Below are 22,549 nucleotides of genomic sequence, written 5' to 3' on the forward strand. Positions count from 1 at the left end.
TTATGTAATGAATTGATAATCAAATCAAAATAGATAATTAAAAAACAATTCAAAATGAACACCATCACCTTAAAACAAGATCAGGAGCTATGGCAAAGGATTAAAGACTTTTCCATTGACAAACCGGAGGCAGCGTTTCCGTTTTCCAGAAAATTGGCAAAAGAAGAAAACTGGACTCTGGATTTCACCAAGAAAGCAATAGAAGAATATAAAAAGTTCGTTTATCTGTGCTGTATTTTACCAAACGGAGCATCACCGAGCGAAACCGTGGATAAAGTATGGCATATGCACCTTATTTACACTCAAAATTATTGGGAAGAGTTTTGCCCTGAGGTTTTAAAAAGAAAACTTCATCACTATCCTTCCAACGGAGGCGTTTCGGAGAACATCAGGCACCGGAACTGGTTTTCAGAAACTTTGAAAAGTTACCGGGAGATTTTCCAGAGTGAAGCGCCAAAAGACATTTGGTACGAAAAAGAATCTCCAAAAATAACTAAGATTTGGTTGAAAAAGCTTAGGATCATTTCATTACTACTGGCTTTATTTATGCTGTCATCCTGTCTTGGAGAAGTTTTAAGCACTATAGGAACAATTGTTCTGTCCTTCGCAGGCATTATGGTTTTTGGTTTATTCCTTTCCTTATTTGGGAGTGTTAACGCGGAGATTAACGGGAAAAAGAAAGATGACGGAAGCATTGGAGGCGGTAGCGATGGAGGCGGCTCCAGTTGCAGTGGTGGAAGCAGCGGATGTGGAAGTGGCTGCGGTGGAGGTTGTGGAGGTTGTGGCGGCGGATGTGGCGGTTAAAAAATCAGAAACTATGAAAAAAATGATCATTCATTCAGTACCCGTTGGGATTAGCTTTATCGGACTTGAAATTTTCAGGCATACACTAAACCCTATTGTTTTGAAAGGACCGGATTTTTTAAAGTTTTATTTTAGCTTGGTTTTAGGATTTTATATTTCCGTGTTTTGTTTAAAATTCTTTAAAGAAAAGCTTTCAAAAATAACTCTGTGTTTTATGATTTTTATTTTCCTTTTGGGCGTGGTCAAATTAGTCAGGGGATTGAGCTTAGACCGTCCGGTTGGAATTTTATTCAGTGTCTTGGCCGCGGAAGTTATTGTCATTGTATCTTTTATGTCGACTGAAATCAAGCATAAGATGAAGTAGGTAAAGAGGATAACTGATTACAAAAAGAAACCCGAAACAAAAAATGCTTCGGGATTTTACAGAGACCAATAAAAGGTCTTTTTTATTTTTTATTTATCCAATAACGCCGCTTCCGATGAGTTCTTCACCAATATACCAGGCGGCAAACTGTCCTTCGGCGATCGCAGACTGTGGCTCATCAAATTCAATATAGGATGCATTTTCAAACTGATAAAGAGTAGCTTTTTGTAAAGGCTGTCTGTATCTGAACCTCGCCATTACTTCCATAGAACCGCCGTTTTCCAGCTTCATATCCTCACGAACCCAATGTACTTCTGATTGATCTATTTTTAATGCTTTTTTATGAAGTCCCGGGAAGCTGTGGCTTTCACCTACAAAAATAATATTGTTTTCCATATCTCTGGAAACTACAAAACAGCTCTCTTTGTGACCGCCAATACCAAGTCCTTTGCTTTGCCCGATTGTAAAAAACTGGGCACCCTGGTGCTTTCCGATCACTTTACCGTCGGATTTTTTATAATTGATTTTCCGAGACAGATATTGCAGTTCTTCTTCTTTTGAAGAAAATTCAGGTTTTTCTACCGAAAATAAAGGTGAATCTTTGAAAATCTCAACAATTTCCCCTTCTTTAGGAATCAGTTGCTGCTGCAAAAACTGCGGAAGGCTTACCTTTCCGATAAAGCACAATCCCTGGGAGTCTTTTTTATCTGCTGTAACAAGCCCGATCTCTTTAGCAATTTCCCTTACCTGAGGCTTTGTCAGTTCTCCGATCGGAAAAAGGGCTTTAGAAAGCTGTTCCTGGCTCAATTGGCACAGGAAATAAGACTGGTCTTTATTGTTATCCTTACCGGCCAAAAGATGAAAAATTTCCTTTCCGTTTTCATCGAAAGTTGAATTTACCTGCGCATAATGCCCTGTAGCTACTTTATCGGCACCTAAAGACATCGCGGTCTTCATAAAAACATCAAATTTAACTTCTCTGTTGCACAGAACATCAGGATTCGGGGTTCTCCCTTTCTGGTATTCATCAAACATATAATCAACGATGCGCTCTTTGTAAAGCTCACTCATATCGATCACCTGAAAAGGAATTCCCAGCTTCTGGGCAACCATCAGGGCATCATTACTGTCTTCAATCCATGGACATTCATCCTCAAGGGTCACAGAAGCGTCGTTCCAGTTTCTCATAAACAGGGCAACCACATCATGCCCCTGCTGCTGTAGAAGATATGCTGTAACGCTGGAATCTACACCTCCGGATAATCCTACTACTACTTTCATTGTATTTCAATTTTACGAAACTCTTAACGGGAGTTCTTAGTTTGACGGGGCAAAAATACAACTAAATAAATTCGTAAAAAAACCATAATTTTAAACATTGATAAAAACGATATTAATATGAAAAAATTTATTATTCCTCTGATGCTGGTGATATCAGGATCATTATTTTCCCAGGTTTCAATAGATACAGGTTCACAACAAAATAACAGATGGACCTTCGGTGGCGGAATTGGTGTGGGATTTGGAAGTAACAGCGCATTTTATCTTCAGGCTTCCCCAAGGGTAGGATACAAAATTACTGACGACCTTGAAGGCGGAATTGTGGGAAGCGTTTCCTAGCAGACCTCCGATTATTATAAATCTACCATGTTCGGGGTGGGGCCTTTTGTCAACTATTACATTGCCAGGTCTTTTTATGTGGGAGCGAATCTTCAGCAGTATTTCATCAATTATAAAGATAAATTTTACGACTATAAAGAGAATGAGCAGGAAACTGCTTTATATCTTGGCGGGGGGTATATGCAAAGGATAGGAGGGAACTCTTTTATGCAGCTGGGGCTGATGTATAATGTGCTTTGGAAAGAAAATTCAAGTGTATTCTCCAGTGGACTTGTCCCGAATATAGGTTTCGTTATAGGGCTTTAATGTTTTCTAAAGGTTGAATCTCCCGAAAATTAATTTGTTACGTATAATTTTAGCCACGAATTCACGAATTTATACTAATAATCAAATGCCTATTAAAAACGCTTTAAGAGTTTTATTGCTTATTTTATGAAAAAAAGAGTTGTAGAAGTAGGCTACAAGCATCTGTTTTTAAATTCGTGAATTCGTGGCCAGATAAAAATTAAATTATCAATAGCTTAATCCAGTTTAGCTAAAACCTATTAAAAACAAAAAAGCACCGGATTTTCCGGTGCTTTTCTATATAATTATAGTAATCAATTACGATTGGGAAGACTTTTCAGTTGTCTTTTTGGTTTTTGGAGCTTTTCCAATTAACGCATCTTTTGTATCGTTAAGATCCAGGATTACTGTTTCTCCTTCAGATAATTGCTTGTTCACCAGCATTTCTGCCAATAAGTCTTCAATGTATTTCTGAATGGCACGTTTCAATGGTCTTGCACCAAAATCTTTATCCCATCCTTTTTCAGAAATGAAATCTTTCGCTTCGTCAGTTAGCTCTACTTTGTAGCCTAATTTTTCAAGTCTGCCATAAAGTTTGCTCAGTTCAAGGTCAATAATTTTCTTGATATCGTCCTGTACAAGAGAGTTAAAGATCACAATATCATCAATTCTGTTTAGGAATTCAGGGGCAAATGCTTTTTTAAGGGCATTTTCAATAGTGCTTCTTGCTCTTGTATCTGAAGTTGTTTTCTTGGCAGAAGTTCCAAATCCTACACCGTCTCCGAAATCTTTAAGATCTCTTGTTCCGATGTTTGAAGTAAGGATAATGATAGTATTTCTAAAATCAATTTTTCTTCCTAAACTGTCAGTTACGTGGCCTTCATCAAGGATTTGCAGAAGGATATTGAATACATCAGGGTGAGCTTTTTCAATCTCATCCAGAAGAACCACAGCATAAGGTTTTCTTCTTACAGCTTCAGTTAACTGACCACCTTCTTCGTATCCAACGTATCCCGGAGGCGCTCCCACTAATCTTGAAACTGCGAATTTCTCCATGTATTCACTCATGTCGATACGGATCAGAGATTCATCAGATTCGAAAAGTTCTCTTGCCATTACTTTGGCAAGCTCGGTTTTACCAACCCCGGTTGTACCAAGGAAGATAAAGGTACCGATAGGACGGTTCGGATCTTTAAGACCTGCTCTGTTTCTCTGGATGGCCTTAACAACCTTTTTCACAGCATCTTCCTGACCGATTACTTTTCCGTTCAGTTTTTCATCCATCTGAGCCAGTTTATCAAGCTCATTTTTACCCACTTTGGTTACCGGAACGCCACTCATCATAGAAACCACTTCGGCTACATTTTCCTCTGTTACGGTTTCTTTTTCTCTTTTACATCTTTGTCCCATTTTTCCTGAGCCACATTCAGTTCCATCTGAAGACGTTCTTCTTCATCCTTAAGCTTTCTGGCTTCAAGATAATCCTGAGCTTTTACAGCTTTCTGCTTCATTTCCTTGATGTCTTCAATTTTCTTTTCAAAATCAATGATCTCGGTAGGAACTTTCATATTTTTGATGTACACACGTGAACCTGCTTCATCCATGGCATCAATAGCCTTATCCGGTAAGAAGCGGTCTGTAATATATCTCGATGTCAGATTGACACACGCTAAAATAGCTTCCGGAGTATACACTACATTATGGTGTTCTTCATATTTATCTTTGATCTGATTCAGAATCTGAATGGTCTCATCAATGGAAGTAGGTTCTACCATTACTTTCTGGAATCTTCTTTCCAAAGCTCCGTCTTTTTCAATATACTGACGGTACTCATCCAGAGTCGTAGCCCCGATGCATTGGATTTCACCTCTTGCCAAAGCAGGTTTGAACATATTGGAAGCATCAAGACTTCCTGTAGAACTTCCTGCGCCCACAATTGTGTGAAGCTCATCGATGAATAAGATGACATCCCTGTTTTTCTCCAGCTCGGTCATGATGGCCTTCATTCTTTCTTCAAACTGGCCACGGTATTTTGTTCCGGCTACTAAACTTGCCAGATCCAGCGTGATCACACGTTTTCCGTAAAGAACCCTGGATACTTTCTTCTGCTGAATTCTCAAAGCCAGTCCTTCTGCAATAGCAGATTTACCAACTCCGGGCTCACCAATAAGAAGCGGGTTGTTTTTCTTTCTTCGTGATAAAATCTGAGAAACCCTCTCAATTTCTTTTTCACGGCCGATGACAGGGTCTAATTTTCCATCTCTTGCCAAAGAAGTAAGGTCTCTACCAAAGTTGTCCAGTGTAGGCGTTTTACTTTTTGCAGAGCCTAAATTTCCTGTAGGCTTTCTCATCTGCTCAAATTCCTCTCTTTCATCATCGTCATCATAAGCACTCATTTGTGGTGACTGCCCGGAATTTTTAAGCATAGTCTGGTATTCTCTTGAAACTCCTTCATAATCAATGTCGTAAGCTCCCAGAATATTTGAAGTAGGGTCCTCATATTTGTAAAGAATGCCTAAAAGCAAATGAACGGTATTAATTTCATTGCTCTTGTATTGTCTGCATTCCAGTTCAGCACGTTTGATAGCATGATCTGCCATCTTGGTGAAAGAAATATTAGTAACCTCCTCAGAAATAGGATTAAGACTTGCTGTATTTAGAGTTTCAATTTTTCTTCTGATTTGTGTTAAATCCGCATTAAGGTTTTGAAGGATTTCTTTTGCAGAGTTTTCTGTTTTTATAATACCTAAAAGTAGATGTTCTGTATTAAGAAATTCACTTTTGAGCCTCTTCGCTTCGCTCTTGCTTTGTTTGAACACCTGGCTCAAACCTTGTGAAAACTTATAATCCATAATATATCTCATTAGAATAACGGCAGCGTTGCCATTTATTCATTATCTAAATTACAAATATTTTACCAAAAATCAATTAATGACTTTATGGCAGAAAAAATTTTATTATCTTATTGAAAATGATTAAGTTTGTGATCCTTTAAAATTTCCCCATGAATCCCGAAATTACTACATATATCGGTTATTCTGCATCAATATTCATAGTGCTGAGCTTCATATTAAAAGATGTAAGAAAAATCAGAGTTGTCAACATGATAGGCTGCATCTGCTTTGTCATTTATGGCATTTTTAACGGAATGCTTTGGCCTGTCATTATTCCAAACGGGCTGATCTGCTTTATCCAGGTTTATCATTTGCTGGCTGGAAATAGAAAGGAATGAAAAAAAGTAATTACTTCTGCTTTCAGTAATCTGTACACGGATCAGCGTATAGAGAAGGTATGCAGAACTTTATATGAAGCGGGTTATCAGGTAGAACTTATCGGAAATGACTGGAAGGGTGCAGAACATATGGAACGTCCCTATCCGTTTTCCCGGATCCATTTGGATTCAAAAAGTCTTAAAACGGCTTACTTTGAGTTCAACTGGAAATTATACCGGCAGTTAAAGAAAAAGCGGATCAGAATACCATTCTTCATGCCAATGATCTGGATGCATTGCTGCCCAATTATCTTATTGCCAGAAAAATGAATATTCCACTGATTTTTGACAGTCATGAAATTTTTTCAGAAATGCCTGCAATTCAGGGCAAAATGTCACAAAAAATCTGGCGGTATCTTGAAAAAAAGTCATTCCCAACCTTAAATTCATGATCACAGCCAGTGGAAGCTATGCAAAATGGTTCCGCGAAAAATACGGAATTGATCCGGTTGTCATCCAGAATGCTCCGAAAAAGGTTGATTTTACAATGGAAATTCCTGAAAATGATCCTAAAATACTTTTGTACCAGGGAGCTATCAATCCTTTTCGTGGTATTGACAAGGCTATTCTGGCGATGCACCATCTTGATGGAGTGATTTTCAAAATAGCAGGTGACGGCCCCAGAAAAAAGAATATGAAGACCTTGTCCATAAAGAAAAGCTTCAGCATAAAGTTCAGTTTTTAGGGAAATTAAAACCGGAAAACTTAAGAAAGATCACGGTAACAGCTGATGTGGGAATGAGTATTGAGGAAAATGGGGGTGAGAGTTACCTGTATTCATTGCCGAACAAGGTTCTGGACTGTATTCAGTCACGGGTACCGCTGGTGCTTTCGAATCTTCCTGAAATGCAGAATATCAAAAACATGTTTGATGTAGGAGAAATTATTAAAGATCACAAGCCCGAAAATATTGCTGCTGCCATTCAGAAAATTCTTGATAAAGGAAGGAAAAGCTATCAGCCTGAACTAGAAAAGGCTTCTGAAATTTTCTGCTGGGAAAATGAAGAAATCAAACTATTGAACGTTTTTGAAAAAGCATCAGAATAAATAATCTTTATAAAAATGGTATCTTTGCATTAAAATTTGTTAACAAAATGACCATTAAACAAAAACAGCAGGAAATAATCGACGAATTTGCATTTCTGGATGACTGGGAACAAAAATATGAATATATTATTGATCTTGGAAAAGAGCTGAAAGGGCTGCCGGAGGATCGCAAAACGGATGATAATTTAATTAAAGGCTGTCAGAGTAAGGTGTGGATTGATGCTGAGTTTAAAGATGGTAAACTTTTTTTCAATGCGGATTCCGACGGAATTCTTCCAAAAGGGATTGTTTCTCTCCTGGTCAGCATTTACAGCGGGCATTCCACCCAGGAAATCTTAGATTCTGATTTTGAATTCATTTCAGAAATCGGGCTTCAGGAGTTTCTATCGCCGTCCAGAGCAAATGGATTAATGGCAATGACAAAACAGATCAAATTTTACGCAGTTGCCTATCAGCTAAAATCGTAACCGTGACCAGAATTTTAGCATATCGTTTTTCTGCTTTTGGCGATGTCGCGATGACGGCGCCTGTCTTTAGGGAATTCCTGGAACAGAATCCGGATGTGGAAATCATCATGGTTTCCAGAAAAAATTTTGAAAGCTTATTTGCTGATATTCCGAATGTTACATTTAAGGGAATCAATCTTGATGAATATAAAGGAATTTTTGGATTAAGAAGGCTGGCGAATGAACTGGCCAAAGAATTTAATCCTGATTTTATAGCGAATCTTCATGATGTGATAAGAACCAAAATCCTTGATAGAATTTTCAGAAGAAAAGGATTTAAGGTTTTCAAAATAAATAAAGGCAAAGAAGAAAAAGAAGAGCTTACAGATGTCTGGAACCTGAATAAAGTTCAGTTGAAAAAGACAGTTGAGCGCTATGCTGATGTTTTCCGTGCTATGGGTTTTAAGGTTGAGCTTTCTCATAAGCTTAGACCAACACAGGGGCAGAAATCAGGAATAGGACTGGCTCCTTTTGCACAGCACAGGGGGAAAATGCTTCCTTTGGAAAAATCTTATGAGCTGGCAAAAATTTTGGCCCAAAAACACCCTATCTATTTCTTTGGAGGTGGTAAAAAAGAAACAGAAACCCTTGAAAAATGGGAAAGCGAGATTCCCAATACCAAAAGCCTTTCAGGGAAATTAAGTCTTTCAGAAGAGCTTCAGAAGATTTCTGAACTGGAGCTGATGATTTCTATGGATTCTGCCAATATGCACCTTGCAAGCCTTGTGGGGACCCGTTGCATCTCAGTTTGGGGTTCAACTCATCCTTATGCAGGTTTTTTAGGCTTCGGACAAAGCGAAGATGATGTGATTCAAGTAAAAGATCTTACCTGCAGACCTTGTTCTGTTTTTGGAGATAAAGAGTGTTACCGCGGCGATTGGGCTTGCCTGGAAGAGCTTAATATTCAGAAAATAGTAAAAGCGGTCAATCTTTAAAAATAATTTTACTCATTTCCTCTGCTTTAGCGTTATCAGAATAGTCTTTTTCCAGAATGTCTTTTCTGGTTTCATACTCATTATAATCCTGTCCTGCCGTTTCAATGATCTGCTGCCGAATCTCATCCGAAGTGGAACACAAACGGCACAAACTCATCAGGGCTTTATCGTCTGTAATATTTTGGTTGATAATCACAAACCTGCTGTTGTACAATGCGTTAAACAGTTTTACCTTCGTTCCGGAATTCTGATAGGAAAGCAGAATATTGGCATGAGCGTGCTCAAAAAGCTGGTGGAGATTTTCACTGGTTTCAATGGGGACAAGGCTTATGTTTTCAATGCTACTGATCTTCTTTTTAAATCATCACCGGCACGGTCGGACGCCACTACAAGTTTGTACTGGGGAAGAGTTTTAAACATCATAATGGTTTCTTCAAGCGCCCGCTTATTGTCTGAAATGCTTAAATCCCCGTGAAAAAGAAAATAGTCTCCTTTTTACTCAGAGCCTTTACAGTAGTGTTGCCGTGAAAAATATGAATAAGCTGCGCATTTTCTGAATAACGTTCTACTTCATTGAATTCCTTCTCCGAAAGACAGAATATAGCTTCAAATTCCTTAAGAAGTTTTTTCTGATAATCGACAAATTTTAAAGCTTCTATCCGGTAAATGATCTTTTTGAAAATGTTTTTTTCTGAAGAAGAAAGTCCTTTGTAATACTCGGATTCATTGTTGTGAAACCTCAGATAAAGGCTATAGCCTCTGTCTTTGAGCCTGCTGACGATTGGTGTGGTTTGCAGCCCTTCAAACAAAATGGGTGCCTTTACGCTCATCAGGTTTTCAAAAAGAGCGTTGGAAGTCCTTATAGAGGCCGCAAAAGGAACCTTTGAAAAGTAATAGAAGGGATTTTTCTTTTTTTATAGAAGAAAACAGTTTCCGTAATACTTTTAACTTCCTGATCGATAATTTCCGGAACACGGTCTACAAAACAGTGAAGATGGATCTTTACACCGGTTTCCGCTAAGGCTTTGATCTTATAATACACATCAATAATACCGCCGTAAGAAGGAGGGTAGGGGTAGTTGAATGATATAAGATGGAGCTCCTTCAAAAAATGGTTATTTAAGACTTTACACAAAGATAAGAATATCAGGAATGTTTAAAACAAAAAAATCTCTCAGGAAACTGAGAGATTTCCAGAGAAATTCAATTGATGTCTTATTTTAATATCTTATAAGTAGTATAATCTTTTATGGTTTTCAGCTCATAAATTTCTTGCTTATCAGCATCTATAATTCTGATATTATCTAAAGGGACATTTTGACAATGGATAAAATTGATAAATTGATGAGCATTAAACCACCCTTTTACAATAATATCAAATCCTTTTTCTGTCTCTAAAGAACTATACCACTCCCAGTCTTTTATCTCAAAAAAATTATCAATACTTGAATGTATTCTATATAAAAGTTCATCGTACTTAAAATCATCATCATTTAGCTGCTTGATTTTACTAACTATTCCTTGTGGTAATAACTGCTCCCATTTTGGGTCTTCATCACTTAAATCCTTGTTTTTTAAGATGGTTAGAACTGCATTCTTAAAGTTATCTAATACCTCTTTTGAGTGGGCTACATTTCTCACTCTAACTATCTGATAGCCTTTTGAAGGTTTTTCTCCTTTTGTATTGTATTGTATATTTCCTTGTTCTGTCATCTTTTGTTTTTTAAGTAAAATATCTGATAATAAAAACCATTCTCTCTGTAATTCAAGAATGGTTTTTGTTTAGAAATATTAATTATTTTATTTTAAGATCTTATAAGATGTATAATCTTTTATGGTTTTTAACTCATAAAATTCTTGTTTATCAGCATCTATAATTCTGATATTATCTAAAGGAACATTTTGACAGTGAATAAAACTAATGAATTGGCAAGCATTAAATTTGCCTTTTACAATAATATCAAATCCTTTTTTTATTTTCAAAGAACTATACCATTCCCATTTTTTAATATCTTGAAAGTTATAGATAGTCATATCTATATCATCTAATAGTTCATCATATTTATAGTCATCATCACTCAATTGCTTGATTTTGCTTACAATTCCCTGTGGAAGCAGTTTCTCCCATTTTGGATCTTCATAGTGAAGAGTTTTATTATTTAAGAATATTAATACAGCATTTTTGAAATTATCTAATACCTCTTTAGCATTGGCTATATCTCTTACTCTAACAATCTGATAGCCTTTTAAAGGTTTCTCTCCCCTTATGTTAAATTGTATATTTCCTTGTTCTGTCATCATTTATTTTTTACACTAAAATGTCAAAAACTATTCTCTACTATAGTTTAAGAATGGTTTAGTTTAGAAATATTAGGTTTGTTATTCCTCTATTGGGAAAATTTGTTTGATGAATTTTAAAAGTTCATCAATAGTCTTAAATTCTTTCTCTACAGGAATTTGACCAATAAAGTAGACAAAAAACATCTTATTATCAATTTGTTCTACTCTAGAATATGATTCTTTTTTAGGTTCTCCTTTTTCATCAATCCAAATAGCTAATGAGTTAATACTCATATGGAGTTGCGTAGAATATCCCTTTTTCTCTAATTCTGTTGATATTGTTTTAAAATCCATAATTATTTAATTCTAAATTTATTAGCACCACCTCTTAACCAAACTTTTGAAAATTCTTCAAGATCTACAATAGCTTCTACACCATTTTCTTTTCCAATTCCCTCCAATGGCCACGGGTCTTTTATATATACTTTGTTATCAATTACTTTCTCAATAATGACTGCGTGTTTTTTTCCTCCAATAGGATGGATGTTTCCAATCCAACTACCATCTTTAGAAATATGAGTAACTATTTCAGGCATTAACTCATCAGAGTTTTTTACATAAGTTATGGCTTCAATTGTCTTGTCCTTGAAAACATCACCTAATGCTAATTCTACACCTAAATCAGTAGTTCCAAAATCCTCAGTAGTTCCAGCCAATTTTCTTATAGCAGATTCAGTCATTTCTATTCCATTATCTTTAGCTAATTGCCTGATACATGCAGCAGCACAAGACATACTATGCTCCTGAGCAACCATATTTCTGGAAAGAACTTCAAGATACTTTAAAATTCCACCTGTTCCAGTTCCTATTCTAGGTTTCAGAATCTTATTCCAGAAAACATTAACCTCTTTAAAATCACCTTTGAAGATAGGTTTTTCTCTCCATTTCAGAAGATAACCATCTGCTTTAGCCAGAATTTCAATACCAAGCTTTTTAAAGCCTATTCTTGCACTGGCAAGGATGTTGAAAATGCTCTGTGCTTTCTTTCCCTGTAACACAATTTCTTCAATCTCCTCAGCTGTCATGGCTAAATCCTCTGCCTTAGCACCATTCTTAACACCTTGCAATAATTCTTCAATGAATCTGGTAAAACCAGTAAATCCCTTAGCACAAGCTTTCCCAAATCTAACAATAAATCTTGAAAGAAAAGCCAGCAAATCTGTAATCCCAAGTGTTGCTACAGAAACAGTTTCCCTTGCCAGAACCTTTAATAAACTTGCTACTTTTTGTACATAAGTAGCTCCTTTTACTACATTCCCTGCACCTTCTGTAAAGATAAGAAGGAGAATGTTTATGAGAAGTTCAAAAGCAAAAATACCTACGTAAAAAGCTGCCGTATAGCGTGAAATGTTTCCAAAGTATTCTTTCATCTTATCCAGTATTCCTTCCATATCAGACTTTGAAATGCTTCCACTGGCTTTGAATAGGTCTTTGACTCCTTGTAAGAACTTAGGAACATTCTCTGTTACCCAATCCAATACATCTTCTGCTTTTTCCATTAAATCTCTTCTTTCAAGATACTGCTGATAGGAAAAAGTAGTTGTAGGCTGTAAAAAAACTCTAAAATATACAGTAAACATTGGATAAGACTAGTCAATCCACTGTTAACACCACAATAAAAGGCATTAGCTAATTTAAGAACTTCTACTCCCTGTTTTACCATTTCATTTAGGTCATCTTTTACATCGGTAAGAAAAGATTTAATATCATTAATGGCACTTGTAATCTTATTAACCAGATTTTTAAAAGCATCGGGAAGGTGTTCTATAGAGGCATTTTTAACCTTACTTGCAGCCTGTTTTACCAAAGACCAGACCTTTGAAAAAGCAACTTCAGCACCCTGAACGAAAGGATTGTCTCCCAGGTTTTCAAAGAATTGTGCTGCCTTGTTCAAATTAGCTCCTCCTATGATGGGTATTAAGGGGGAATAATCTTTAGTTTCAGGATTGTAATTTTTCTCTGTAGGTTTAAAAGCGTCTAACTTTTCAGCACACCATCCAATAGCATCAGCAGGAATAGATGAGATATTTCCTATGATTTCTTCAAACCTTCTGTCTCCTGTATAAAATTGATACTCTCTCATTAAGGCCTGATGAACAAGAGCGGCATTAATTTTATCTTTTTCAAGAGTATAGGCTAATTGTGTTAGATAAGCCGCTTCATCTTCCATAGAAGTTATATTCCTGAAAAACTGACCATTTACACTGGAGGGTAATGGTTCTGGAAACCTCTTGAAGAGTTGTACAAAGTAATCACCCATTTTGGCAATATAGAAATCTCCAGAGAAGTTTGATTTGTTGGGATTAGGTTTCTCATAGAACAAAAATAGAGCCTGTTCCTTTCTGGCATTGGCCTGATAACTTCCATATACCTGTGAACCTGTTTCACAGGGAAGTACTTCTGCATAATATTCATATCCTTTTTCTCCTTCCTCATTGACTCCTGTTGAAGCAAATACAGATACGGGTTTATCTGTCAGATAAGAATAACCTAAAGGAGTATTTCTGTAGTCATGGAATGGGCTTCTGTAATCAGGAGAATTATCTTTATTGATTATGATATCTCCCAAAGCACTCTTATTCCGCACAAATTCATTGTTTAAATCTTCTATTGGAATGATCTTGAATTCAGAGAGGCCATCATTCCACTCATCATCAAATAATTTCTTCATAAGCTTGTGTTTTAGTAATTAATATTTTGTTTTAATGTTACTAAAGCAAAGCTAATCCTTACCTGCGCCAGAACTTGACGTGATAAAATATTATCCTGATTGTAATATAAAATCAAGAAAGGGAAGATGGAAAACTTGAAAAAGGTAAATCTAAAGAGTTTTAGACATAAAAAAATCTCTCAGGAAACTGAGAGATTTTGTGGGCCCTGAGGGATTCGAACCCCCGACCCTCTGGGTGTAAACCAGATGCTCTGAACCAACTGAGCTAAGAGCCCTGAAATTTTTTGAAAGGCTTCAGTTTCCTTTTTGTGGGTCCTGAGGGATTCGAACCCCCGACCCTCTGGGTGTAAACCAGATGCTCTGAACCAACTGAGCTAAGAACCCTCTATACTTGTATCCTCGTTTAGAGTGGTGCAAATATACGACTTATTCGGAAATCTCCAAATTTTTTTCTAAAAATTCTCCCACAACAAAATTACTTCCGCCTATAAAAATCATTTCTTCTTTTGTACAGCGCTCTTTTGCAGAAAGATACGCCTCCTGTACAGAATTGAAAATTTTATAGGAAATTTTTGCCTCCTGCAAAAGATTTTCGTAGTCTTCGGGATGTCTACCTCGGTTGATGGATGGTTTTGCAAAATAAAACTCTGAATTTTCAGGAAGAAGAGCCATTACTTCATCTATTTTTTTATCATTGACAAAACCCAGGATAACATGTTTGTGGCGGTCAATAGAATTCAGCTGGGAAAATACATATTCCAGCCCGGCCTGATTATGTCCCGTGTCACAGATCGTAAGCGGATCTTTTGAGAATTCGAACCAGCGGCCGATAAAACCGGTGTTCTGATGAACATTTTGTAGTCCTTTCTTAATATTTTCCCCGGAAACAAAAATGTTTATTTTTTTTAATTCTTCTATTAGAGCAAGAACTACCCTGATGTTTTTCTTTTGGTAATTTCCTTTTAAATCGGAGGTTAAATCAGATTGTATCGACGTTGCATCAATAAACGGAGCATTTTCCTTTTCAGCTTTCTGCCTGATGATGTTTTTAACAGCTGCGTTTTCATCCCCTGAAATAACCGGAATGCCGCTTTTGATAATCCCTGCTTTTTCTGCCGCTATCTCTTCAATGGTATCTCCTAAAATATTCTGGTGATCGAGCTGTACATTCGTAATGGCGGCAACCAAAGGTTTAATGATATTCGTGGAATCCAGCCTTCCGCCAAGCCCTACCTCAATAATGGCAAAATCTACCTTTTGCTGGTAAAAATATTCAAAAGCCATAATGGTTGTAAATTCAAAAAACGAAGGAAGGATATCTTGGGGAAGTGTTTTAAGTTTTTGGATAAAATCATAGACAAACTCTTTATCGCAGTTCCTGCCGTTTACCTTAATGCGTTCCGTGAAATCAATAAGGTGTGGGGAATTGTATAATCCCACTTTATATCCTGCTTCCTGCAGAACTGAGGCCAGCATATTGCTTGAGGATCCTTTTCCGTTTGTTCCCCCGATATGGATGCATTGTAATTTTTCCTGCGGATTGCCAAAGAAAGCACAAAGTTTTGTGATGTTGTCTAGTCCCGGTTTATAGGCTTTAAGGCCGTCAATCTGGTAGTTGGGAGCCTGTACGAAAAGCCAGTCGACAGATTCCTGATATTGTTCGGTTGTCATGATACAAAATTCTCAAAAGTTTTATTAAAAAGAAACAATAATTTTTTTAAACTGTAACTTTTTTATATTTGGCTCGTCTAATTGGGAAAATTATTAATATGAAAAAAGTTTGGATTATCGTTTTCGGATTAAGTTGTCTGGGGCTGAGTGCTCAGAAGAAATGGTCCTTAAGAGAATGTGTGGACTATGCCGTGGAACATAATCTTCAGGTTATCCAAAATCAATATTCTAAACAGATCCAGGATTCCAATCTTAAAATGGCTAAAAAAGAATACCTGCCTTCTGTATCAGCGGGAATGTCCAATTCAGTGAGTTTCGGACAGCTTCCATTGGGTACGGGAAGTATCAGGAATGACAGGTTCAACAACAGTGCGAACCTGGGTGCGGATGTTCTGCTTTACAATAATGGCAGATTGGAGAAAAACATCAGAAAAATACAGTTTGATGTAGAAGCCAGCCAATACGATGTAGAAACGATCAAAAACGATATTTCCCTCCAGATCGCTCAGCAGTACCTTACAGTTCTTCTGAATAAAGAGATTGTGAAGATCTCCCAAAGCGCTGTGGAAAATGCCCAGAAGCAATATGACAGAGCGAAAATAACGACCCAGGTAGGAACTACTGCACAAACAGTTCTTGCAGAGGCTGAAGCAGCACTTGCCAGAGAAAAGCAAAACCTGAAAACGGCAGAAATAAATGTAGGAAGGGCATTATTTGCCATTGTTCAGCTTTTACAGCTTCCTGATTACAAAGGTTTTGATGTAGAAGATGTCACGGTCTCAGATACGCTTCCTTCCCAGCTAAAATCTGTCGATGATGTTCTTGCGACGGCTTATGAGAATCAGCCTCAGATAAAAGCGGCAGAAAGCAGGATTAAATCTGCTGAAGCACAGACGGAAGTTACCAGAACAGGTTTTTGGCCGACACTGACCGCAAGTGCCGGTATTTCCTCGTTCTATAATAATATGTTAAGCAAAAACTATGACCAGCTTGGGAACATTGTTAATGATCCATCTTTTTTCAAGCAGTATAAGGATAACTTTGGTCAGAATGTAGGTCTCTCTCTAAACATTCCTATTTTCAATAAAGGAATTACCAGATTGCAGGTAGAACAATCTGTAATTAATCAGAGTGTTGCTAAAAATACTCTTGAACAGCAGAAACAAACTGTGAGACAGAATGTACAGAAAGCTCAGTTTGATGCTGATGCCAATTACGAAACATTCCTTGCAGCAGTAGAAACGGAGAAAAGTACAAAATTAGCCCTGGAGTTTGCAGATAAAAGCTATGCGGCAGGAAGATCTACTATTTACGATGTGAACGTGGCCAGAAATAACTATGCCAATGCACAGGGATCGGTTGCACAGGCAAAATATAATTATCTTTTCAGTCTTAAACTGCTGAACTTCTATTCAGGAATTCCATTAACTTTGTAAAATGTCTATCCAGTCATTAGAAAAATATTTACCACAAAACACCCATAAATTTTTAAGAATCTGGTTTGCAGATTACTATATCCATATAAAAGTGACGCGGGGCCGGAATTCCAAACTGGGAGATTACAGAAAACTTCCGGATAATTCTCATGAAATAACGGTTAATTCTACCCTGACGCCGCCACTTTTTTCTTTGTCCTTACCCATGAACTGGCTCATCTGATCGCCTTTGAAAAGTACGGACGAAGAATATCACCGCACGGAAATGAGTGGAAAGAAACATTTAGAAATATGCTTCTTGAAAGCCTTGAGGTATATGATGAAGACCTGAGACCCATCATTGTGAGGTTTTCGAAATCTCCGAAAGCCAATTTCATGGCCAGCCCGGACCTTGTAAGATATTTTCATACTGAAAAACAAGATGATAGGCTGCATTTCATTGAAGAACTTCAAAAAGGAGAATTTTTTATATACCGGAACGAAAAGTATTTGTTAGAAGGTCTGATTAAAAAAAACTATCTTTGTAAGAATCTGGCTACGGGAAGGAAGTATTCTTTCAAGCCTCTGGCTAGGGTTGAAAAATGTAGGCAAGAATGTTAAAATCAGATAGATACTGTGTGATCATGGCGGGAGGAATCGGGAGCCGGTTCTGGCCCATGAGTACACATAAATTTCCGAAACAGTTTCAGGATATTTTAGGAACAGGGCGTACCATGATTCAGCAGACTTATGACAGAATCAGCCGCATCATTCCTAAAGAACAGATATTCGTGATTACGAATAAAGAGTATGTTGCGCTTTCCCACCAGCAGCTTCCGGAAATTCCTGAAGAGAATATTGTGGGAGAACCTCTGATGAAAAATACAGCGGCATGTAACCTGTACATGGCCAATAAGATTGCTGAAATTAACCCGGATGCAACGATGATCGTGCTTCCGGCGGATCATCTGATCCTGAAAGAAGAGATATTCCTGGAGAAAGTAGAGCTGGCTTTTGACCTTGCAGCCAGTCATGATTACCTGGTGACGCTGGGAATCACACCAACAAGACCCGATACCGGCTACGGATATATCCAGTTTGTGGAAAAGAAAGGCTCCGATTATTTTAAAGTAAAAACCTTTACAGAAAAGCCTATTCTGGAAATTGCCCAGAGCTTTTTGGAAAGTGGTGATTTTCTTTGGAATGCCGGGATTTTTATCTGGAACGTAAAAAGCATTCACCATGCGTTTGAACTGTATCTTCCTGAAATGATGCAGCATTTCATGGCCTGTGAATATAATTCGGCAAAAGAAAACAGCTGTATTGAAACCATTTACCCGAAAGTTCAGAAAATTTCTATCGATAACGGTATCCTGGAAAAAGCAAAAAATGTTTATGTAATTCCGTCGGATCTTGGATGGAGTGATCTGGGAACATGGACTTCCGTATATGAGAATACAGAAAAGGATGAGAACGAAAATGCTGTAAACCTGAAACATTTTCTGAACTATAATTCCAAAGGAAACATTATCCGTCTCAAAAACAATAACAAAGCCGTGATTATTGACGGATTGGAAAATTTTATTGTGGTAGATACGGATAAAGCACTGCTGATCTGCCCAAGGGACAATGATCAGCTGATCAAAGACTATGTCCTTGATCTGAAAAGTTTTAAGAAAGGCGATAAATTCATGTAATTTGGGTATATTTCTACGGATTTTTTGAATTATGATAAAAACCGCAACACGATCAACAGCCATTGTATTTCTGCTTTTGGGATTTTTAGGATATTCCCAGAACAAGAAGAACTTTTCTGGTATCCCGAATATTCTGCAGCAGATTATCCCGAATGACAGAGTAGATTCCTGGGTCCTGGTTTATAACAACTACGGAAAAAACCAGGAAATCAAAACATCAGGTGGAAAAACAGATTATACACCTCAGTTTTCTGGGTTCAATTTGTTTCCTGAAGAAGACAGCTTTTATTATATTGCCTATAATGCAGGCGGAAAAACAAATTATATAACAGATCTTGAAGGTCTGAAGAAGTTTGCCGGGAAAATAGACAATGCAGAAGAGGCAGCCATTATACTGACGGCCGACGGATATATGGTAGACGAAGAATTTAAAGATGTAGCAGGAAATTATTACGAAGATCCGGGCCACTATTATCTGGATATGGGAAAACTTACCTCAAAAGAATGCCCGTATCAGAAAACGCACTATACTTTAACGGTAAACAAGTCTTCCGGAGCAGTTTCCAATGTAAAGGATAATGGTACCTATATTGAACTTTACAATAAGAAATGCGCCAATAACCCGAGACTTTTAAAAATCCAGAAAAAAGAAGAACCCAAAGATGAGCCTAAAAAATCAACCAAACGGAAATAACGTTTACGAAACGGAAAGACTGATCCTTCGGCCAATGTCTCTGGAGGATAAAGAATTTATTTTTGATCTTTACAACCAGCCCAGCTTTATCAGGTTTATTGGTGACCGCAATATTAAAACGGTTGCTGATGCAGAAAACTATATCCGGGACAGATTTCTTCCGCAATTTGAAAAATTAGGTTTTGGAAACTACTTGGCCATTACCAAAGATAAAGGTGAAAAAATTGGCGGTGTAGGGATCTTTGAAAGGGAAGGGCTGGATGTGGTGGATATAGGATTTTCCCTGCTGGAAGAATTCGAAGGCAAAGGATACGCCTATGAGGCTGCCCAAAAGGTAAAATCTATCGGGATGGATGAACATGGTTTGAAGAAAATTTCAGCGATCACCTCAAAAGATAACTTTTCTTCTCAGAAGCTGATCAAAAAACTGGGGCTTGAATTCAAAAATTACGTAACGCTTCCGAATGACGATGAAGAGCTGATGTATTTTGAAACGAAATAGATTTCAATGTCTGGGAAATTTGAAGCTGGAAGAAGGAAGCCATTGAAAGCCTGAAAACATAACTGTAACGCAAGCTTATTGTTTTTAAATCTACGTTATCATAGTCTATGGTGACCATTAAAATAATGCCCGATAGTACTTCCATCATCCCTCTTCCAGCTTCCAATCTCTTCACTTATCCCTCCAGAATCTGTTCTGCCGCCGTTTTAGAAGTTACCTTTTCTATCACTCTTGTGCAAATACCTTTTTTATCAAATATAAAAGTGGTTCTCACAATGCCCATATAGGTTTTTCCAAATGTTTTCTTTTCCTGCCAAACGCCGAATTTCTCTATAACATCATGGCTTTCATCAGCAATAAGGTCATAAGGAAATGCAAATTTGTTATGGAAATTCTTCTGCTTCTTTACACTGTCTCCACTTACTCCAAGCAATTGGTAACCGGCTTTTTCAAGCTTTGAATAATTATCGCTCAAATTACAGGCTTCTACAGTACAGGTAGGAGTATTGGCTTGAGGATAAAAGAAAACAACTAACTTTTTTCCGGTTAATTTCGATGAGGTTATGGTCTCTCCATCCTGATTTGTTCCTTCAAATTCAGGTAATTTATCTCCTACTTTCAACATAATGAATTAATTTTGTTCAAATTTAATGGTTACATGACAAAAAAGCAAAGAGCTGAGCTTGTTCAGAGAGAACTGGATAAATTATATCCCACAACACCGATTCCTTTAGATCATACCGATCCTTATACGCTAATGGTTGCTGTAGCGCTTTCTGCACAGACCACGGATAAAAAGGTCAATCAGGTAACGCCCCATCTTTTTGAAGTCGCCGGCACCCCGCAAAGGATGGCCAAACTGGAAGAATACCAGATCAAGGAACTGATCAAAGAAATAGGGCTGTCCAATACCAAAGCCAAAAATCTTAAAAGAATGGCGGAACTTCTACTCGAAAGACACAACGGTATCGTTCCCCAAACCTACGAAGAACTGGAAGCCCTTCCGGGAGTAGGTCACAAAACCGCTTCTGTGGTCATGAGCCAGGGCTTCGGATTTCCTGCTTTTCCTGTTGATACGCACATCCACAGACTGATGACGCAATGGAAGCTCACTTCAGGTAAAAACGTGGTAGAAACGGAAAAAGACGCAAAAGCCTTATTTCCGGAAGAAGTGTGGAACAAACTCCACCTGCAGATTATTTATTACGGCAGAGAATATTCTCCCGCCAGAGGAAAAGGAGAGAAAGATTTCATTACGAAAATGATGTTCGAAAAATAAACGATATTTCCGGCTCCACCATTCCCCTTCCCTGAAGGGGTGGATTTTTGCATAGCAAAAAGACGGGGTAGTTAACAGGTATTAAATATCCAGCAGCCTTCTGTGATAATTGATCTGTCCCAAATGATAATCCAGATGCGTAATCAGATGAATAAGAAAATACCCAGTTGTCATTTTATCTCCGAAAACAACCAAAGGATACTCTTTTTCCAGATCTTCAGGAGTTAATTGGCTGAGTACTTGATCTACCGTGTCTGCTGTGGCTGTCACTTTCTCAATAAGTTCTGCCTGGGGAATGTCTTTTAATGAAAATTCCAGCTCCCTGTTCCTGATATAGCCGGTTTTACCAAGCTCTGCTCCTATGAAATGATTGATGTTGCCAACCAGATGCAGGCAGAGGTTTCCAGCGGAATTTGAAATGTTTTTATCGGTTTTCCAGATGGCGGTTTCATTCCGGTAAGATTCTATTTCTGCTTTTAATTTGTTTAAATCTCTGTTGTAGAGAGATTTCAGGCTTTCTATGATCATATTTTATAATTTTGTCCAATGTTGATTTAATTTCATTTCTACCAGAATATCGTAAAGCTTTTTTAAGCCTCTCGTTCCCATTAATCCATAATCACGGATTGTTTTAGTTTTTAAATTATCATAAGTAATTGTCAAATATCCTGTATGAGAATCCGAATACGAGACATTATATTCATCATTTAAATTTTCAAAATCAATGTAATTTACAAAGTCGATAAGTTCTTTAAAATCTTTTTCTGAAAGTTTTGATGTATAAACGCCAGAGGGTATGAAACCATCATCTTTGGTAGTCCATGTTGCATCTTTGTTTGATACGATTTCCATCTCGAAAGTATAATGATTCCAATGAGATCCTGAAGTTCTAAATTTTATTTCCAGGATATTATGTTTTTTCGGAGACAGGTTTTCTTCAATAAATTCTCCATTTTTATAAATAAGGTTTTCTTTGATTAAATTGCTTAAAAATCCATATCTATCGAGAATTTTTATGCTGTAATATTCTATCTTATTATCTTTTACAGATGAAAATGAACATTCCTCATAAAGTTTTCCCTTACTAAGGTTTTTTGATTCAAAATGAGTTCCTTTATCTAATATGTAAATGGTTTTAGGGCCATCAGAGCTATTACCTGTTACCAAAAGATCTGTCAGTCCGTTATTATCAAAATCTGCTTTTTCCCAGTTCTGCTTTAATTTCAGACTATCTCCAATTGAAGAGCAATGCGAACCATATTTTATTTTGTCTTCAACATTTAGGTAATAGTTTATTTTATTGTCCTTATGTTCAATAAACTTTTGAATATCTTTTGCTGAGGTTAATGAATCAATCCTGTTAAAAATCTTTTGATTTTGGCTGTAAAAAAAGGACAGACAAAATAAAGTAGTTATCAAAGAGAAATTTTTTTTCATGGCCATGTGTA

The 22,549-nt window shown here is 37.2% G+C and carries 28 protein-coding genes, 2 tRNA genes and 2 pseudogenes; 16 read left to right on the forward strand and 16 right to left on the reverse strand.

The annotated features are described in order from the left end of the window. The first annotated feature begins 54 nt into the window (after positions 1-54). Together N4G44_RS02070 and N4G44_RS02075 are read left to right on the forward strand one after the other, a co-directional pair. Complete coding sequence (locus N4G44_RS02070) at positions 55-804, forward strand: glycine-rich domain-containing protein (protein WP_474924413.1); 750 nt, start codon at positions 55-57, stop codon at positions 802-804. Continuing rightward, entirely contained in the window at positions 734-1,168 is a 435-nt protein-coding gene (locus tag N4G44_RS02075; RefSeq protein WP_474924414.1) for a hypothetical protein, read from the forward strand. Before N4G44_RS02070 ends, N4G44_RS02075 begins: the two co-directional genes overlap by 71 nt. 93 nt (positions 1,169-1,261) lie before the next feature. Here N4G44_RS02075 and mnmA read toward each other — a convergent pair whose 3' ends face one another. Further along, positions 1,262-2,449, reverse strand: a complete 1,188-nt coding sequence (mnmA, locus tag N4G44_RS02080) for a tRNA 2-thiouridine(34) synthase MnmA (protein ID WP_474924415.1) — start codon at positions 2,447-2,449, stop codon at positions 1,262-1,264. A gap of 117 nt (positions 2,450-2,566) precedes the next feature. Here mnmA and N4G44_RS02085 point away from each other — a divergent pair, with 117 nt between their 5' ends. Continuing rightward, entirely contained in the window at positions 2,567-2,788 is a 222-nt protein-coding gene (locus N4G44_RS02085; RefSeq protein ID WP_474924416.1) for a hypothetical protein, read from the forward strand. Between the two features lie 36 nt (positions 2,789-2,824). Then, positions 2,825-3,094, forward strand: coding sequence for a hypothetical protein (locus N4G44_RS02090; protein WP_474924417.1), 270 nt, complete (start codon positions 2,825-2,827; stop codon positions 3,092-3,094). Positions 3,095-3,391: 297 nt separating this feature from the next. On the opposite strand, the pseudogene N4G44_RS02095 reads toward N4G44_RS02090, so the two are convergent. Continuing rightward, positions 3,392-5,925 (reverse strand): annotated as a pseudogene (locus N4G44_RS02095) (ATP-dependent Clp protease ATP-binding subunit). A 152-nt stretch (positions 5,926-6,077) separates the two neighbouring features. Between N4G44_RS02095 and N4G44_RS02100 the strand changes: the two are divergent. From N4G44_RS02100 to N4G44_RS02120, 5 genes and pseudogenes are all read left to right on the forward strand, one after another. Next, positions 6,078-6,305, forward strand: a complete 228-nt coding sequence (locus tag N4G44_RS02100) for a uroporphyrinogen decarboxylase (protein WP_474924418.1) — start codon at positions 6,078-6,080, stop codon at positions 6,303-6,305. A gap of 427 nt (positions 6,306-6,732) precedes the next feature. Then, positions 6,733-7,029, forward strand: coding sequence for a hypothetical protein (locus N4G44_RS02105; protein WP_474924419.1), 297 nt, complete (start codon positions 6,733-6,735; stop codon positions 7,027-7,029). Next, positions 7,023-7,391, forward strand: a pseudogene (locus tag N4G44_RS02110) (glycosyl transferase family 1); the annotation flags it as partial. The gene N4G44_RS02105 and the pseudogene N4G44_RS02110, both read left to right, overlap by 7 nt. 47 nt (positions 7,392-7,438) lie before the next feature. Continuing rightward, positions 7,439-7,858 (forward strand): SufE family protein, encoded by a 420-nt coding sequence (locus N4G44_RS02115; RefSeq protein ID WP_040993040.1) that lies wholly within the window; start codon positions 7,439-7,441, stop codon positions 7,856-7,858. Between the two features lie 2 nt (positions 7,859-7,860). Further along, on the forward strand, positions 7,861-8,832 hold the full coding sequence (locus N4G44_RS02120) for a glycosyltransferase family 9 protein (RefSeq protein ID WP_474924420.1): 972 nt from the start codon (positions 7,861-7,863) through the stop codon (positions 8,830-8,832). On the opposite strand, the gene N4G44_RS02125 is transcribed toward N4G44_RS02120, so the two are convergent. The 11 genes from N4G44_RS02125 to N4G44_RS02175 all read right to left on the reverse strand — a co-directional run bounded on the left by N4G44_RS02125 (position 8,822) and on the right by N4G44_RS02175 (position 15,514). Beyond that, on the reverse strand, positions 8,822-9,028 hold the full coding sequence (locus tag N4G44_RS02125) for a hypothetical protein (protein WP_474924421.1): 207 nt from the start codon (positions 9,026-9,028) through the stop codon (positions 8,822-8,824). The two genes, N4G44_RS02120 and N4G44_RS02125, sit on opposite strands and share 11 nt — an antisense overlap. A 265-nt stretch (positions 9,029-9,293) precedes the next feature. Next, the gene (locus N4G44_RS02130; protein ID WP_474924422.1) at positions 9,294-9,662 is read right to left on the reverse strand and encodes a hypothetical protein; all 369 of its coding nucleotides are present in this window, start codon (positions 9,660-9,662) and stop codon (positions 9,294-9,296) included. 29 nt (positions 9,663-9,691) lie between these two features. Beyond that, a complete protein-coding gene (locus N4G44_RS02135; RefSeq protein ID WP_474924423.1) occupies positions 9,692-9,940 on the reverse strand; it encodes a hypothetical protein in 249 nt (82 codons plus the stop codon). 107 nt (positions 9,941-10,047) lie between these two features. Next, positions 10,048-10,545 (reverse strand): hypothetical protein, encoded by a 498-nt coding sequence (locus N4G44_RS02140; RefSeq protein WP_474924424.1) that lies wholly within the window; start codon positions 10,543-10,545, stop codon positions 10,048-10,050. Positions 10,546-10,632: 87 nt separating this feature from the next. Then, positions 10,633-11,133 (reverse strand): hypothetical protein, encoded by a 501-nt coding sequence (locus N4G44_RS02145; protein ID WP_474924425.1) that lies wholly within the window; start codon positions 11,131-11,133, stop codon positions 10,633-10,635. Between the two features lie 78 nt (positions 11,134-11,211). Then, positions 11,212-11,466: a hypothetical protein gene (locus N4G44_RS02150; RefSeq protein WP_474924426.1), complete on the reverse strand. Its 255-nt coding sequence runs from the start codon at positions 11,464-11,466 to the stop codon at positions 11,212-11,214. Between the two features lie 2 nt (positions 11,467-11,468). After that, positions 11,469-12,671, reverse strand: a complete 1,203-nt coding sequence (locus N4G44_RS02155; protein WP_474924427.1) for a cysteine peptidase family C39 domain-containing protein — start codon at positions 12,669-12,671, stop codon at positions 11,469-11,471. After that, on the reverse strand, positions 12,671-13,843 hold the full coding sequence (locus N4G44_RS02160; RefSeq protein ID WP_474924428.1) for a hypothetical protein: 1,173 nt from the start codon (positions 13,841-13,843) through the stop codon (positions 12,671-12,673). The genes N4G44_RS02155 and N4G44_RS02160 overlap by 1 nt, the downstream gene beginning before the upstream one ends. 200 nt (positions 13,844-14,043) lie before the next feature. After that, positions 14,044-14,118 (reverse strand) — tRNA-Val (locus N4G44_RS02165). Between the two features lie 34 nt (positions 14,119-14,152). Next, positions 14,153-14,227, reverse strand: a tRNA-Val gene (locus N4G44_RS02170). A gap of 42 nt (positions 14,228-14,269) precedes the next feature. Continuing rightward, positions 14,270-15,514, reverse strand: a complete 1,245-nt coding sequence (locus N4G44_RS02175) for a bifunctional folylpolyglutamate synthase/dihydrofolate synthase (protein ID WP_474924429.1) — start codon at positions 15,512-15,514, stop codon at positions 14,270-14,272. A 98-nt stretch (positions 15,515-15,612) separates the two neighbouring features. Here N4G44_RS02175 and N4G44_RS02180 point away from each other — a divergent pair, with 98 nt between their 5' ends. From N4G44_RS02180 to N4G44_RS02205, 6 genes are all read left to right on the forward strand, one after another. Next, a complete protein-coding gene (locus N4G44_RS02180; protein WP_474924430.1) occupies positions 15,613-16,950 on the forward strand; it encodes a TolC family protein in 1,338 nt (445 codons plus the stop codon). A gap of 1 nt (position 16,951) precedes the next feature. Beyond that, the gene (locus N4G44_RS02185) at positions 16,952-17,173 is read left to right on the forward strand and encodes a hypothetical protein (protein ID WP_474924431.1); all 222 of its coding nucleotides are present in this window, start codon (positions 16,952-16,954) and stop codon (positions 17,171-17,173) included. A 68-nt stretch (positions 17,174-17,241) separates the two neighbouring features. Further along, positions 17,242-17,550, forward strand: coding sequence for a hypothetical protein (locus N4G44_RS02190; protein WP_474924432.1), 309 nt, complete (start codon positions 17,242-17,244; stop codon positions 17,548-17,550). Next, positions 17,544-18,626 (forward strand): mannose-1-phosphate guanylyltransferase, encoded by a 1,083-nt coding sequence (locus N4G44_RS02195; protein ID WP_474924433.1) that lies wholly within the window; start codon positions 17,544-17,546, stop codon positions 18,624-18,626. The genes N4G44_RS02190 and N4G44_RS02195 overlap by 7 nt, the downstream gene beginning before the upstream one ends. A gap of 31 nt (positions 18,627-18,657) precedes the next feature. Then, positions 18,658-19,320, forward strand: coding sequence for a hypothetical protein (locus tag N4G44_RS02200; RefSeq protein WP_474924434.1), 663 nt, complete (start codon positions 18,658-18,660; stop codon positions 19,318-19,320). Then, positions 19,289-19,822, forward strand: coding sequence for a GNAT family N-acetyltransferase (locus tag N4G44_RS02205; RefSeq protein WP_474924435.1), 534 nt, complete (start codon positions 19,289-19,291; stop codon positions 19,820-19,822). The genes N4G44_RS02200 and N4G44_RS02205 overlap by 32 nt, the downstream gene beginning before the upstream one ends. Before the next feature lie 175 nt (positions 19,823-19,997). Here the strand turns inward: N4G44_RS02205 and bcp are convergent, their stop codons facing one another. Further along, a complete protein-coding gene (bcp, locus tag N4G44_RS02210; RefSeq protein WP_474924436.1) occupies positions 19,998-20,447 on the reverse strand; it encodes a thioredoxin-dependent thiol peroxidase in 450 nt (149 codons plus the stop codon). 33 nt (positions 20,448-20,480) lie between these two features. Between bcp and N4G44_RS02215 the strand changes: the two genes are divergently transcribed. Beyond that, positions 20,481-21,101 (forward strand): endonuclease III domain-containing protein, encoded by a 621-nt coding sequence (locus N4G44_RS02215; protein WP_265132016.1) that lies wholly within the window; start codon positions 20,481-20,483, stop codon positions 21,099-21,101. Positions 21,102-21,182: 81 nt separating this feature from the next. On the opposite strand, the gene N4G44_RS02220 is transcribed toward N4G44_RS02215, so the two are convergent. Together N4G44_RS02220 and N4G44_RS02225 are read right to left on the reverse strand one after the other, a co-directional pair. Beyond that, on the reverse strand, positions 21,183-21,629 hold the full coding sequence (locus N4G44_RS02220; protein ID WP_474924437.1) for a DinB family protein: 447 nt from the start codon (positions 21,627-21,629) through the stop codon (positions 21,183-21,185). A 3-nt stretch (positions 21,630-21,632) separates the two neighbouring features. Further along, positions 21,633-22,520, reverse strand: a complete 888-nt coding sequence (locus N4G44_RS02225; RefSeq protein ID WP_474924438.1) for a DUF6438 domain-containing protein — start codon at positions 22,518-22,520, stop codon at positions 21,633-21,635. Positions 22,521-22,549: the final 29 nt, after the last annotated feature.

The organism is Chryseobacterium sp. GTID13 (assembly GCF_056172655.1).

Coding starts and splice junctions, on each gene's coding strand:
- N4G44_RS02070 (WP_474924413.1), top strand. CDS start 55: ATGAACACCATCACCTTAAAACAAGATCAGGAGCTATGGCAAAGGATT.
- mnmA (WP_474924415.1), bottom strand. CDS start 2,449: ATGAAAGTAGTAGTAGGATTATCCGGAGGTGTAGATTCCAGCGTTACA.
- N4G44_RS02085 (WP_474924416.1), top strand. CDS start 2,567: ATGAAAAAATTTATTATTCCTCTGATGCTGGTGATATCAGGATCATTA.
- N4G44_RS02100 (WP_474924418.1), top strand. CDS start 6,078: ATGAATCCCGAAATTACTACATATATCGGTTATTCTGCATCAATATTC.
- N4G44_RS02105 (WP_474924419.1), top strand. CDS start 6,733: ATGATCACAGCCAGTGGAAGCTATGCAAAATGGTTCCGCGAAAAATAC.
- N4G44_RS02115 (WP_040993040.1), top strand. CDS start 7,439: ATGACCATTAAACAAAAACAGCAGGAAATAATCGACGAATTTGCATTT.
- N4G44_RS02130 (WP_474924422.1), bottom strand. CDS start 9,662: ATGAGCGTAAAGGCACCCATTTTGTTTGAAGGGCTGCAAACCACACCA.
- N4G44_RS02140 (WP_474924424.1), bottom strand. CDS start 10,545: ATGACAGAACAAGGAAATATACAATACAATACAAAAGGAGAAAAACCT.
- N4G44_RS02145 (WP_474924425.1), bottom strand. CDS start 11,133: ATGATGACAGAACAAGGAAATATACAATTTAACATAAGGGGAGAGAAA.
- N4G44_RS02150 (WP_474924426.1), bottom strand. CDS start 11,466: ATGGATTTTAAAACAATATCAACAGAATTAGAGAAAAAGGGATATTCT.
- N4G44_RS02155 (WP_474924427.1), bottom strand. CDS start 12,671: ATGGAAAAAGCAGAAGATGTATTGGATTGGGTAACAGAGAATGTTCCT.
- N4G44_RS02160 (WP_474924428.1), bottom strand. CDS start 13,843: ATGAAGAAATTATTTGATGATGAGTGGAATGATGGCCTCTCTGAATTC.
- N4G44_RS02175 (WP_474924429.1), bottom strand. CDS start 15,514: ATGACAACCGAACAATATCAGGAATCTGTCGACTGGCTTTTCGTACAG.
- N4G44_RS02180 (WP_474924430.1), top strand. CDS start 15,613: ATGAAAAAAGTTTGGATTATCGTTTTCGGATTAAGTTGTCTGGGGCTG.
- N4G44_RS02185 (WP_474924431.1), top strand. CDS start 16,952: ATGTCTATCCAGTCATTAGAAAAATATTTACCACAAAACACCCATAAA.
- N4G44_RS02190 (WP_474924432.1), top strand. CDS start 17,242: ATGCTTCTTGAAAGCCTTGAGGTATATGATGAAGACCTGAGACCCATC.
- N4G44_RS02195 (WP_474924433.1), top strand. CDS start 17,544: ATGTTAAAATCAGATAGATACTGTGTGATCATGGCGGGAGGAATCGGG.
- N4G44_RS02200 (WP_474924434.1), top strand. CDS start 18,658: ATGATAAAAACCGCAACACGATCAACAGCCATTGTATTTCTGCTTTTG.
- N4G44_RS02205 (WP_474924435.1), top strand. CDS start 19,289: ATGAGCCTAAAAAATCAACCAAACGGAAATAACGTTTACGAAACGGAA.
- bcp (WP_474924436.1), bottom strand. CDS start 20,447: ATGTTGAAAGTAGGAGATAAATTACCTGAATTTGAAGGAACAAATCAG.
- N4G44_RS02215 (WP_265132016.1), top strand. CDS start 20,481: ATGACAAAAAAGCAAAGAGCTGAGCTTGTTCAGAGAGAACTGGATAAA.
- N4G44_RS02220 (WP_474924437.1), bottom strand. CDS start 21,629: ATGATCATAGAAAGCCTGAAATCTCTCTACAACAGAGATTTAAACAAA.